This window comes from Rhodococcus sp. Q (genome assembly GCF_005503035.1).
In the GTDB taxonomy this organism is placed as follows: domain Bacteria; phylum Actinomycetota; class Actinomycetes; order Mycobacteriales; family Mycobacteriaceae; genus Rhodococcus_G.
The window spans coordinates 1-12507 of record NZ_SCOY01000007.1 but is presented as its reverse complement, the minus strand read 5'-3'; the positions used below and the strand labels follow the sequence as shown (position 1 = coordinate 12507).

Below are 12507 nucleotides of genomic sequence, written 5' to 3'. Positions count from 1 at the left end.
GATGCCCTCCCCTTTCGTGGTCACTCGCGTCCCGTCCGGTCGGCGAGGATGAGTGCGAACCGGTCCAGCGGATCCGTCCACACCCGGTCGCTGCCGAAACCCGCTGCGGCAAGCTCCTTGCAGATTCCTTCGACCCGGAACTTCGCGGAGATCTCCGTCCGCATCTGCTCCCCCTCGTCGAACACGACGTCCAGGTCGATCGCAGGCACATGCACCGTCATCGGCCGCAGCGCCTGCACTCGCATCTCGATCCACTCGTTGCGCGAATCCCACAGTGCCACATGGCGAAATCCCGACGGGTCGAAGTTCGCCCCCAGCCGCGTGTTCAGCACGTTGAGCACGTTGAGGTTGAACTGCGCCGTCACGCCCGCGGCGTCGTCGTAGGCGGGAACCATCACCTCCGGGTCGGTCACCAGCCCGACTCCGAGCAGCAACTGCTCCCCGTCCTCGAGCACCTCCGCGACCGACGACAGGAACTCCGCACGTTCGTCCGGGACGAGATTCCCCAACGTTCCGCCGAGAAACGCGATCATCCTCCGACCCCCACGAGGCAGGTTGTGCAGGGTGTCGGTGAAGTCACTGATGATGCCGTGCACCACCAACCCCGGATACCGGCGGGCCAGGTCGTGCACCGACGAATCCACCGCCGCCACCGACACGTCCTGCGGGACGTATTTTTCGAGCGATCCGTGCGCCGTCATGGCGTCCAGCAGGAGCTTCGTCTTCTCGGACGACCCCGAACCGAGTTCGACGAGGATCTGCGCCGATGTCGCCTCCGCCACGCGCTCGGCGCTCGCCCGCAGTAGTTCCCGTTCGGTGCGCGTCGGGTAGTACTCGGGGAGCCTGGTGATCTCCTCGAACAGCTCGCTGCCGCGCGCATCGTAGAACCACTTGGGGGGAAGCGATTTCGGTACCGCCGTCAGGCCGAGCCGAGCGTCCACCCGCAGACTCTCGTCCAGATCCTCCGGTGCCAAGTGAATCTCGATCGTCGGCTCGGTCATGACCGTCCCTCCCGGTACGCGTTCCGTGTCGGCAATTCGGTGATGGCCAGGTGGCCGGGTCGCGCCTCGACCGCGTGCCCGTCCGGCACCGGAACCCAGCCGTCCCGGTCGTCGACGGGCTCGGACGCGACCAGCGCGCTCGCCTCGTCGACCCGAACCGACAGCGCATGATCGACCGCGGTCGCCCACACGGTGGCCCCGTCGCCGAGCATCAGGTTCAGTCGCGACCGCGGCGCCGCGTCGAGCACGTCCGTGACCACGTCGCGCAGTACCTCGCCGGGCGGCGAGACCTCCAACCTGCGCCGCACCAGGGTCCACAGCAGCGCCGAATCGGTCAGGGCAGGCATCGTCAGCAGTTCCACCGCGGGCAGCCACTCGGCCAGTGCCGCAACCGAACCGGGCCACCCGTCGATCCGCCCGTTGTGACTGAACGCCCATCGCCCATCCGTGAACGGCGCACAGGCCTCGGCCGTGATCGGCATCCCCTCCGTCGCGGACCGAACCGCCCCCATGACGCCCGTCGACCGGACCTGGGTGAGAACACCGACAACCGTCGGGTCGGCCCAGATCGGGCGGGCGTTCCGGTACGCGGTGGCACCCTCGCCACCTTCCGGCCACCACGCGACCCCGAAGCCGTCGGCGTTGATCGTGCCGCCACCGCGCATGTCGGTCGGCGCCCACGACTGCGTGACCAGGTTGTGCGAGCCGTCGGTCACCACACTCGCCACGGACCGCGGCGGACCCACGTACGCGAGGTGTCTACACATCCGACTCCACGTCCCGCGCGCAGCGGAATCCCGCGAAGATCTGCCTGCGGATCGGGTGATCCCAGTTCCGGAACGTCCCGCGGCACGCCACCGGGTCCGTCCCGAACGACCCGCCGCGGAGGACCTTGTAGTCGCCGCCGTGGAACACCTCCGAGTACTCCCGGTAGGGGAATGCCGAAAAGCCCGGGTAGGGAAGGAAATCGGAGGAGGTCCACTCCCACACGTCCCCGATGAGCTGGTGGACACCGAGCGGCGACGCCCCGACGGGATATGCCCCGACCTCGGCCGGCTCCAGGTGACGCTGGCCCAGGTTCGCACGTTCGGGAGTCGGTTCCTCGTCCCCCCACGGGAATCGCCGCGACCGGCCCGACACCGGATCCCATCGTGCGGCACGTTCCCACTCCGTCTCCGTCGGCAGGCGGCGTCCGGCCCACCGCGCGTACGCCTGCGCCTCGAACCAGCAGACGTGCACCACCGGCTGGTGTTCACGCACCGGCTCCATCGTCCCGAACGCCCGCCGCCACCACGCGCCCGCGCCGTCGTCCACCCAGAACTGCGGCGCGTCGAGTTCGGCGGCGACGCGGTGCGCCCAACCGCGTTCGCTCCACAACTCGGGCCTGCGGTACCCGCCGTCGGCCATGAACTCCAGGTATCGCCCGTTCGTCACCGGCGCCGCGTCGATCGCGAACGCCCGCACGGTGACGCGGTGTGCGGGGCGTTCGTTGTCGAGAGCCCACGGATCGGTGGAGGTGCCCATCTCGAAATCGCCGCCGGGCACGACGACCTCACCACGAGGAACCGCCGTCGTCCGCGGGGCGGCCGGGGCCGCGAGAACCGCCGAGCCGCGCCGGAGCTGATGGGTGGCGAGCATCGTCTCGTCGTGCTGCTGCTCGTGCTGGGCGATCATCGCGAACGCGAACCCGTCCTCCTCGAGCCTGCGGCCCCGCAGCGGCGAACGGTCGAGTACGTCCCACGACTTGTCGCGGACCTGATCGACGTACTGCCGCGCCTCGGACGGATTCAGCAGTGGCAGTGACGGTCTCGTCGCACGAGGGTGAGCGAAGGCATCGTACAGTTCGTCGAGGTCGCGGCGTACCGGTTCTCGTCCCCCGATGTCGCGAACCAGCCACAGTTCTTCCTGGTTCCCGATATGCGCGAGATCCCACACGAGTGGGCTCATCAACGGCGAATGCTGGGTCGTGAGGTCGACGTCGTCCACGCAGTCGGTCAGTGCACGGCTGCGGTCGCGCGCCCGGGTCAGTTCTTCGACCAGTCGGGTGCGGACGTCCTCGGGTGTGGTCATCGGTCGGCCACCTTCGTCACGATGCGGTCTCCTCGGTCACGGTGCCGGCTCCCCTGTCACGGTGCGTCCACGGCGACATCGCTCCGCCGCGGCGGCCAGGTCGGGCGCGAACGTCGCCGAGCGGGACGCAGCCAGTTCCAGGAGATCGACGGCAGCGGTTCGTAATTCGGGTTCGATCAGCCCCAGCTCGGCGGCGCAGCGCCACCGGTCCGCGGTCGGTGCTGCGATCGCGATTGCCTCCTCGACGGTCACGGGGTCGCCGAACAGCGCGGAAAGCGCGGCCACCGGGATCCGCCACCCGTCACCCGGCTGCGCGTCGAGGTAGCGCACCTCGAAATGCCCGGCCGCCCGCACGGGAGGGAACAACGTCGTGAGGTGGTAGTCCAGATCCGACACGTTCGGACTCCGACCGATCACCGAATCCAGCTCTCCGGCAACCCAGTCCGAGAATGTGGCGTCACCGGGAACCGACCAGTCGTCGGCGCTGTCCCCACAGCCGCCGCGCACACACAGCAGCGGAGCGTCGACCGCCCAGCTCGCGTAGTCGCGGATCGGGTCGGACAGTCGCGGCGGGTCGGTGCGTCCGGGGTCGAGTTCGAACCACGTGCGCATCCGCTGCGAGGCCCACCGACCACCGGTAATCCCGCGGAGCCGCGGTGAGCACGCGAACGCCGCCAGCAGGGCTGGGCCGATCGCGTACAGCGCACGCCAACGGGACGCGACCTCGGCTGCGTCGCCACCTGCGTCGACACTGATCTGGGTGGCGGTCGTGTTGCACATCATGAGCCGCCCGAACGGACCGATCCGGTCGAAGCGGTGCTGCATCGCGCGGTATCGGGGTGCGGGGAGGATGCGTTCCGCGATCCGATCGGTGTCCGCCGCTCCCGATCGCATCGCGATGCCCGCGCCGGCGAGCAGGTGCTCCAGCCGGGTGGAGTCGGAGGTGAGCGCCGCGCACAATTCCTCCGCAGAGGACATCGGGGCGCTGGAGAGTTCGATCTGACCGCCCGGTTCGAGGGTGACGACACTGCCACCGGGAAGTGCCCGCGCGGGGGAATCGGCAACGATCGAGGTCGGAGCATGCGGTCCGAGAGCAGCTGCAAAATCGGCGGGCCGGGGACGCGCACCGTCACGAGCAGCCGTCAACCATTCCAGTTCGGCACCGATCAGCATCGGTGGGCCGAGTTTGAAGCAGACCCCACCGACGTACGCCTCCGCCGCGGCCCTGGTGGTGAGCCGCGCGGACCCCGTTCGCGTTGCCATGGTCATCGCCGTGCTCCGATCCTCGGACGGCATGTACGGATCACAGAACGTGACCGAGGGTAGACCGAATTCGCGGTCGCTGTCATCACCCGCGCAGCGAGCCGCGCGGGTAGCGTCGACCGCAGACGTCGACCGATTCTGGAGGCCCGATGCTCGATCTAGGCCGCGTCCGCGCCGACACGCCCGGGTGCGCGGGACGCGCGTTCCTGGACAGCGCCGGATCGTCCCTCCCACCGAGTCCCGTTCTCGACGAGATGATCGGTCACCTGCGACGCGAGGCGGAGATCGGCGGCTACCGGGCGGCAGCGGAACGGGCCGACGACCTCGCCGACGTCAAGGTTTCGCTCGCACAGTTGCTCGGCGCCCAGCCTGCCGACCTGGCACTCGTGGAGAGCGCCTCGCGGGCATGGGCCGACTTCTTCTACGCCGTTCCGCTCGCGTCCGGCGACCGCATCCTGATCACCGAGGTGGAGTACGCCAGCAACGCGATAGCGGCGTTCCAGCGCGCCCGATCGAGCGGTGCGAGCGTCGAGGTGGTGCCGTCGACCCCGACCGGCGAGATCGACCTCGACGCCCTGCACCGGATGCTCGACGAGCGGGTCCGCCTGGTCTCTCTGGTCCACGCCCCGACCAACGGCGGCCTCATCAATCCGGTCCGAGAGGTCGTCGACCTCGCCCACGGTGTCGGCGCACTGGTGCTGCTCGACGCCTGCCAGTCCGTCGGTCAGGTGCCGGTCGACGTCCGTGAACTCGGCGTGGACGCCCTGTCGGCGACGGGACGAAAGTGGCTTCGGGGACCTCGCGGCACCGGCTTCCTGTACCTGCGCCCCGAACTCGCACAGAGCATGGAACCCGCGGCCCTCGACCTCCACGGAGCGCAGTGGGCGGAGGAGACCGGCTACCGGCTCGCACCCGACGCCTCCCGGTTCGAGTTCTGGGAGTGTTCGGTCGCAGGCAGGCTCGGTCTCGGTGCCGCGATCCGGTACCTGCTCGACCTCGGCATCGACGAGGTGGCGTCGGCGGTCTCGGCGCGAGCGGAGTTCGCCCGCACCGAGCTCGCCGCGCTCCCCGGTGTCACCGTCCGCGACCTCGGCGGCCACCGCAGTGGCATCGTCTCGTTCACCGTCGAGGGCGTCGACCCCAATTCCGCCCGAGAGGTGCTGGCGGACAGCGACGTCACCGTCACCGTGAGCGGTCGCGGGTCAACCTGGGTCGACATGACGCGTCGCGGACTCGACGGTGTCCTACGCGCGTCACCGCACTACTTCAACACCTTCGAGGATCTGGACCGCCTGGTCGCCGCCGTCGCGGAACTGTGAACGGGTCTCGCCGGACCCGCTCGCGCCGCATCGGCACCCGGGCCCACTCCGCGAGCCCCTCCCATCTCGATGGGAGGGGCTCGCGGAGTGAACGACTCAGCTCAGGTGGTGCACCTCCTGCATCCCGTACACCGGAGTCGGGATGCCCTCGTACCGAGCCTTGAGCTGCAGAGCCAGGTACAGCGAGTAGTGCCGCGACTGATGCAGGTTGCCGCCGTGGAACCACAGCGCCTCCTGCTGGGTCGGCTTCCACATGTTGCGCTGCTCGCCCTCCCACGGCCCGGGATCCTTCGTGGTGTCCGAGCCCAGACCCCAGCACTTGCCGACCCGATCGGCGATCTCCTGCCCCATCAGGTCCGCGGCCCACCCGTTCATCGACCCGTACCCGGTTGCGTAGACCACGACGTCGGCCTCGAGTTCGGTGCCGTCGTCGAGGATCACCGAGTTCTCGGTGAGCTCACGAATGTTCCCGTGGGCCAGAGCGATGTCACCGTTCGCGACGAGTTCGGCGGCGCCGACATCGATGTAGTAGCCCGATCCGCGGCGCAGGTACTTCATGAACAGCCCCGAGCCGTCGTCACCGAAGTCGTGCTGGAACCCGACCCTTTCCAGCCGGTCGTAGAAGTCGGCGTCGCGGGCGCGAATCTTCTCGTAGATCGGGATCTGGAACTCGTGCATGATCCGGTACGGCAGCGATGCGAACGTGAGATCCGCCTTGTGCGTTGTCATCCCGGCTTCGAGAGCCCGCTCCGAGTACAGGTCACCGAGACCGAGGTCCATGAGCGAATCCGACTTCACGATGTGCGTCGAGGAGCGCTGCACCATCGTCACGTCAGCGCCGTGCTCCCACAGCGCGCCGCAGATGTCGTGGGCGGAATTGTTCGCGCCGATCACCACGGCCTTCTTGCCCGCGTACGCGTCGGGACCGGGATGCGCACTGGAGTGGTGCTGATCGCCGCGGAACTTCTCCATGCCGGGGAACGACGGGACGTTCGCCTTGCCCGACATGCCGGTGGCAAGCACCAACTGCCTGGGGCGCAACGTGATCGGCTCACCGTCACGCACCACCTCGACGGTCCACGTGCCGAGCTTCTCGTCGTACGACGCGGAGGTGCAGGTCGTCTTCGACCAGTACGGCACCTCCATCACCGTTGTGTACATCTCCAGCCAGTCGCCGATCTTGTCCTTCGGCGCGAACACCGGCCAGTTGTCGGGGAACGGCATGTACGGCAGGTGGTCGTACCAGACCGGGTCGTGCAGGCACAGCGACTTGTAGCGGCCCCGCCACTGGTCACCGGGGCGGTCGTGCTTGTCGAGCACCAGTGCCGGCACCCCGAGCTGACGCATCCGCGCACCCAGCGCGATGCCACCCTGCCCGCCGCCGACGATCACCACGTACGGCTGCGCCGAGTACCCCAGTTCCCGTTCCTCGATCTCGCGCTGCTCCGACCAGGTGACGCGGTTCGGATCGGCGCCGTGCTCGGCACCCATGGGGCGGCGCGTGCCCTTCCCCTCCTCGTGTCCCTTGAGTTCCTGCAGCGTGGTCAGCAGGGTCCACGCGCGGTCACGGCCGTCCTCGTCTCCGCGCAGCCGCAGGTGACCCTCGCCGCGCCCGGTTGCCGTCTCGAACGCGACCCAGGCGGAGACCACACCGTCCGCCTCGGTGGGTTCCTCGGTGGCGCGGAAGCCGGAGGGATCGGTGTCGTCGAGACGCTCGCGGAGCATGTCCGCGACGCCGTCACGACCCTCGACCGTCTTGAGGTTCCAGGTGAACGAGACGAGGTCGCGCCAGAAGCCGTCGACGGCGAACATGCCTGCCGCAACGTCGACGTCCCGGGTCGCGAGCGCGGCCTCGAATTCCGTCAGCCAGGCGTCGACCCGTTCCCTCGGCGATCCGGTGGCGGAGCGAGCCTCGGGGTCGAGTGTCTGTGTCATGGCGCCAATCCCTTCGTTGTCGTGTGACACAGAGCACACTCTCGGCAGATACGCGCGACAAGCGTTGCAGCGCGTTGCACGACACCCGCGCCACCCATCGCGTGTGACACCCGACACATCGCGGACATATGCTCGCGGGACCAGCGAGCAGAGGCGGAGACCGTGGGCGATGTCCGTGCCACCGGATACGGGGCCATCGAGCCGGGCACCGACCTGTCCCGGCACGCCCGCGACCTCGTCCGGATGCACGACGCCCTGATCGGGGGCGGACGCTCGCCGATCCGGCCTCGCGCCGTCGTGCAGCGGTCGTGGGCTCGGGTCCTGCAGTCCGGACTCGCCCCCGACGGCACCAATGCGCGGGCGTTGCTCGCCGTCGACGAGATCGAACGACGCCGCAGGCGGTCTGCGCTGGCCGACGTGATCGTCGATCTCGACCTGGTGATCTCCGCCGTCGCCGACGCCTCGCACCTGCTGATGGTGGTGACCGACGCGGACGGCGTCATCCTGTGGCGCTCGGGCTCCGCACGGGTGCGCGCCCGGGCGGACTCGCTCGGATTCCGCGAAGGTGCCACCTGGACCGAGGACGCCGTCGGAACCAACGCCATCGGCACCGCGATAGCGGAAGCCTCCCCGGTGCAACTCTTTTCGGGTGAGCACTTCGAGCAGACGCAGCATCCCTGGTACTGCACGGCCGCCCCCGTCCACGACCCCCGGACCGGCGAGCTTCTCGGCGTCGTCGACGTCAGCGGACCGGCGCTCACCCTGCACCCCACCGTCACCGCACTCGTCGAGACCGCCGTCCGGCTCGCGCAGGCCCAACTGTGGCGGCACCACGAGTCGCGGCTCGAACGCCTTCGCCTGACCGCCGCACCGATGCTGGCGTCCAGCACCGGTCCGATCCTCCTCGTCGACGACAACGGCTGGGTCGCGCACGCCTCCGGCGTCGCGGCCACCAAGCGCGTCGCGGCACCGCGGGGCGACCGGACGCTGACGGTGCCGGGACTCGGCCCGTGCTCGCCGGAACGGGTCGCAGGAGGCTGGGTGATCCGCCCCCAGGACCAGGGCGCTCGGATCGAGATGCGACTGGACCTGTCGGGGTCGCCGGTCGTCGTGGTGTCCGGCGCCGACAACTCCTGGCGCGCCCCCCTGTCGGGTCGGCACGCAGAGATCCTGCTCCTGCTGCACCGCGCGGGTCCGCGCGGCCTGTCCGTCGCCGAGCTGAGTTCCGGCATCTACGGCGACCCCGATCACGCCGTCGCGATTCGGGCCGAGATCTCCCGTCTGCGGCGCATCCTCGGTTCCGTGATCGACGGCAGGCCGTACCGGCTCGCCGGGTCCGTCCACCTGGACGTGGACCTCGGTGACACCGACCTGCTCACCGAATGCGCGTTCGTCCGACGGTCCACCAGCCCGGCCGTTCGCGCCCTCGCCAGCGATTAGCCGTGGACGCCGCGGTCCGGTAGGCTGTCCTGCGTTGTCTCGGCGAGGGCGAACCCACTGATACGGGTTCACCGTGATCGACGCGGCCACGGTTACTCCAGCGAGCATTGCTCCGGGGCCGTGCGCGTCCGTCGCCCCCCGTAGAGCCGACACCAAAGCAATCACCGCGTACCCGTAAACACTGATGTGAGCCGTAGGAGCTGTTTCCCCATGTCGACCGACGTCAACAACCTCAACGCCGCCGTCCGCACCGAGTTCGGCAAGGGTGCCGCCCGCCGCGCCCGCCGTGACGGCAACGTGCCCGCCGTTCTGTACGGCCACGGAACCGACCCGCAGCACCTGAGCGTCAACGCCCGTGAGTTCGCCGCGATCCTCCGCGCCCACGGCACCAACGTCGTCATCAACCTCAACATCGACGGCACCGAGCAGCTCGCGCTGACCAAGTCCATCGTCGTGCACCCGATCCGTCGCCACATCGAGCACGCCGATCTGCTCGTCGTGAAGAAGGGCGAGAAGGTCACCATCGAGGTGCCCGTCGTCCTCACCGGTGAGGCCGCTTCCGGCGCCCTCGTCACCCAGGACGTCACCACCGTCAAGGTCGAGGCCGACGCCCTGAACATCCCCGAGCAGGTCGAGATCTCCATCGAGGGCGCCGAGGCCGGCACCCAGATCCTCGCCGGCAGCGTCACCCTGCCCTCCGGCGTCACGCTGCAGGACGACGCCGAGCTGCTGCTCGTCAACATCGTCGAGTCGCCGTCCGCCGAGTCGCTCGAGGGCGCGGGCGAAGAGGCTGCCGAGGCCACCGAGGCAGCCGAGGGCGAAGAGGCCTGATCCGCTTCCGCGGACCACATCAGTTGACGTCGACGACGCGTCGCCCCACCGCGGGCGGCGCGTCGTCGCGTTTCGTCAGGACAGGACAACCACGTTGAGCGACTCGAACGACACCGCACTCGTCGTCGGCCTCGGCAATCCCGGACCGCAGTACGAGAAGACCCGGCACAACGTCGGATTCATGGTCGTCGACGCCCTCGCCGCCCGCGAACGGGCACGATTCAGCGTGCACAAGAAGTCCGGCGCCGACGCCGTCACCATCCGACTCGCCGGACGTCAGGTGATTCTCGCGAAGCCCCGGACGTACATGAACCTGTCCGGCAAACCCGTTGCCGCACTTGCTCGATTCTTCTCCGTCGACCCCGGCAACCTCGTCGTTGTGCACGACGAACTCGACCTCGACTACGGCACCCTCCGTCTGAAGATGGGCGGCGGCGAAGGCGGCCACAACGGTCTGCGTTCCATCTCGCAGGCCCTCGGCACGAAGGACTACCTGCGCACCAGGGTCGGCATCGGCCGCCCGCCGGGCCGCATGGATCCCGCCGACTATGTGCTCAAGCCGTTCTCGACGGTGGAGCGCAAGGAACTCGACCTCGTGTGCGAGGAGGCGGTGGATGCGGTCGAACTGTTGCTGCGCGTCGGCCTGGAAGCAGCTCAGAACCAGCTGCACTGAGTCACCGGGAACGGGCTCCCGGCACTCTCAGCCACGCAGCTTGCGTCGCAACAACTTCCCGGTCGCGGACCTGGGAAGGGCTCCGACCAATTCGACCTCTCGCGGATACTTGTAGGCCGCCAAACGCTCACGGCAGTGGTCGACCAGTTCGGCTTCGGTGGCCGTACTCCCAGGTCGCGTCACCACGAATGCCTTGGCCGACTCGCCCCGGTAGTCGTCGGGGATACCGACGACCGCGGCCTCCACGACGTCGGGATGGTCGGCGAGCACGAGTTCTACCTCGTGCGGCCAGATCTTGTAGCCGGCCGCGTTGATGACGTCGTTGCTTCGGTCGACGACGTAGAACCAGCCGTCGGCGTCCATGAATCCGATGTCACCGGTACGCAGCTCACCACCGGTCAATGCCGCAGCGGTCGCCTCCGGGTCGTCCCAGTAGGAGCCGATGACCTGTGGGCCGCTCGTCACCAGCTCGCCGATCTCGCCGACGGGGAGGTCGCGGCCGACATCGTCGACAACCCGGACCATGGTGTTCGACACCGGCACGCCAACCGACAGCACTCCGGTCTCCGCGTCGACCGGTGCACGCACCTCCGGCGGCACGATGTGCGTCGGCGAAGTCGTCTCGGTCTGGCCGTAGACGTTGCGAATGTAGCCACCGAGCGCAACCTCGAGCCGATCCGCGACCCCGGGATCGACCGGCGCACCGCCGGAGTAGCGCAACCGGAGCGGCGCCATCTCGGCGGGGGTGATGTCGGATTCGTCAGCGAGCGCAATATAGGCGGTGACGGCTGCCACGGCGAACGCGGGGCGATGCTCGCGGATCGCGTCGGCGATCACCCCCGGATGGATGCGATGGGTCAACACAACAGGCGATTTCGACAGCATTGCCAGCGTGACCGCGCCCACGAGACCGGTCACGTGGAACACCGGCGCCAGTGCCAGGATCGGCTCGCCGGGGAGGACTCCCGACCAGTCGCGGTACAGCTGAGTGCTGAAGGTCAGGTTCGCGTGACTGATCCGCGCACCCTTCGGGAACCCCGTCGTTCCCGACGTGCCCAGCAGAACGGCTGCATCGCCGGGACCGACCGGACGCCGTCGAACCACCGGGCCGTCATACCCTGCGATCAGCGCGGCGAGATCTATCGTGTCGGGCGGCCGGAGCCGCTCGACCCCCGCGAACACCCGCACGTCGGTGCGGGACTGGCCGTCCAACCCGGACACGGTCACCACCACCGGCACGGCGAGACCCGGATCCGCTGCCAGGACGGGACGGGCCACCTCGACATACAGGTCGTCGAGCGCCAACAGTGCCGCCGGACGATATCGGCGCAGGAACCACTCGAACTCGTCGGCCTTGCTCATCGGGCTGATCGCGGCCGGAACACCGCCGACCTTCCAGGCAGCGACCAACCCGATCACGAACGCCGGATCGTTCTGCACGTACAGCGCGCACCGGTCCCCCGGCACGAATCCACGCGACGCGAGCAACGCGGCGAGCGCATCCGATGCCCGATCCAGTTCGGCCCACGAGAGCACGCCGTCGAAGTACCGCACCGCGGGGTCGTCCGGGGCAGCCACGACCGCGGCGTCGAACATGTCCATCGCGGTACCGAATTCCACACGCATGTGTGCCGGCCGATCGCCGTAATGCGCTAGCCACGGCCGCTCGTCGTACGCGCTCACCCGACCTCCATTCCGCTGCTCGCCCGACCGGGCGGGCATCACCGGTCGCCGGTCCACAGCGCGGGCAAACCCACGCTACCGTGTTCAGTATGGCTGAACAGAACTCGACCGGGCCCGCCGTCCGTCAGGCCCGGCAGCAGTCCGGGATGTCCCTGCGCGCCCTCGCCTCGGCGATCGGCGTCAGCGTCGGGACAATGAGTGCGATCGAGAACGGGAAGGTGGCGCTGACAATCGACCGGCTGCATGCGATCGCCCGACACCTCGACGTCCCACCCGCCCGCCTGCTCAGCCC

At 69.0% G+C, this 12507-nt stretch carries 11 protein-coding genes; 5 read left to right on the top strand and 6 right to left on the bottom strand.

Going from position 1 to position 12507, the window contains the following annotated elements; genetic code table 11:
* Window positions 1–20: 20 nt before the first annotated feature.
* Genes egtD through egtA form a run of 4 tightly spaced genes read right to left on the bottom strand, consistent with a single transcriptional unit; the run spans window position 21 to window position 4334 of the window.
* Window positions 21–1001 carry an L-histidine N(alpha)-methyltransferase gene (gene egtD / locus FFS72_RS09670; protein ID WP_137873744.1) on the bottom strand — a complete coding sequence of 327 codons (981 nt, stop codon included), beginning with the start codon at window positions 999–1001 and terminating at the stop codon, window positions 21–23.
* Complete coding sequence (gene egtC / locus FFS72_RS09665; protein ID WP_137873743.1) at window positions 998–1768, bottom strand: ergothioneine biosynthesis protein EgtC; 771 nt, start codon at window positions 1766–1768, stop codon at window positions 998–1000. The genes egtD and egtC overlap by 4 nt, the downstream gene beginning before the upstream one ends.
* Window positions 1761–3071: an ergothioneine biosynthesis protein EgtB gene (gene egtB, locus FFS72_RS09660; RefSeq protein ID WP_137873742.1), complete on the bottom strand. Its 1311-nt coding sequence runs from the start codon at window positions 3069–3071 to the stop codon at window positions 1761–1763. The genes egtC and egtB overlap by 8 nt, the downstream gene beginning before the upstream one ends.
* Window positions 3072–3107: 36 nt before the next feature.
* The gene (egtA, locus tag FFS72_RS09655) at window positions 3108–4334 is read right to left on the bottom strand and encodes an ergothioneine biosynthesis glutamate--cysteine ligase EgtA (RefSeq protein WP_502704097.1); all 1227 of its coding nucleotides are present in this window, start codon (window positions 4332–4334) and stop codon (window positions 3108–3110) included.
* A gap of 149 nt (window positions 4335–4483) precedes the next feature.
* Here egtA and FFS72_RS09650 point away from each other — a divergent pair, with 149 nt between their 5' ends.
* Window positions 4484–5653, top strand: coding sequence for an aminotransferase class V-fold PLP-dependent enzyme (locus FFS72_RS09650; protein WP_137873740.1), 1170 nt, complete (start codon window positions 4484–4486; stop codon window positions 5651–5653).
* A 96-nt stretch (window positions 5654–5749) separates the two neighbouring features.
* Here FFS72_RS09650 and FFS72_RS09645 read toward each other — a convergent pair whose 3' ends face one another.
* Window positions 5750–7588, bottom strand: a complete 1839-nt coding sequence (locus FFS72_RS09645) for an NAD(P)/FAD-dependent oxidoreductase (protein ID WP_137873739.1) — start codon at window positions 7586–7588, stop codon at window positions 5750–5752.
* Window positions 7589–7750: 162 nt separating this feature from the next.
* On the opposite strand from FFS72_RS09645, the gene FFS72_RS09640 reads away from it, so the two are divergent.
* The 3 genes from FFS72_RS09640 to pth all read left to right on the top strand — a co-directional run bounded on the left by FFS72_RS09640 (window position 7751) and on the right by pth (window position 10532).
* Window positions 7751–9028, top strand: coding sequence for a helix-turn-helix domain-containing protein (locus FFS72_RS09640; protein ID WP_249353221.1), 1278 nt, complete (start codon window positions 7751–7753; stop codon window positions 9026–9028).
* A gap of 210 nt (window positions 9029–9238) precedes the next feature.
* Entirely contained in the window at window positions 9239–9859 is a 621-nt protein-coding gene (locus FFS72_RS09635; RefSeq protein ID WP_137873738.1) for a 50S ribosomal protein L25/general stress protein Ctc, read from the top strand.
* A gap of 94 nt (window positions 9860–9953) precedes the next feature.
* Window positions 9954–10532, top strand: a complete 579-nt coding sequence (gene pth, locus FFS72_RS09630) for an aminoacyl-tRNA hydrolase (RefSeq protein ID WP_137873737.1) — start codon at window positions 9954–9956, stop codon at window positions 10530–10532.
* Window positions 10533–10559: 27 nt separating this feature from the next.
* Here pth and FFS72_RS09625 read toward each other — a convergent pair whose 3' ends face one another.
* On the bottom strand, window positions 10560–12158 hold the full coding sequence (locus FFS72_RS09625; protein ID WP_502704094.1) for a class I adenylate-forming enzyme family protein: 1599 nt from the start codon (window positions 12156–12158) through the stop codon (window positions 10560–10562).
* Window positions 12159–12304: 146 nt separating this feature from the next.
* Between FFS72_RS09625 and FFS72_RS09620 the strand changes: the two genes are divergently transcribed.
* On the top strand, window positions 12305–12507 hold a 203-nt coding region (locus tag FFS72_RS09620), incomplete at its 3' end, for a helix-turn-helix domain-containing protein (RefSeq protein ID WP_137873735.1).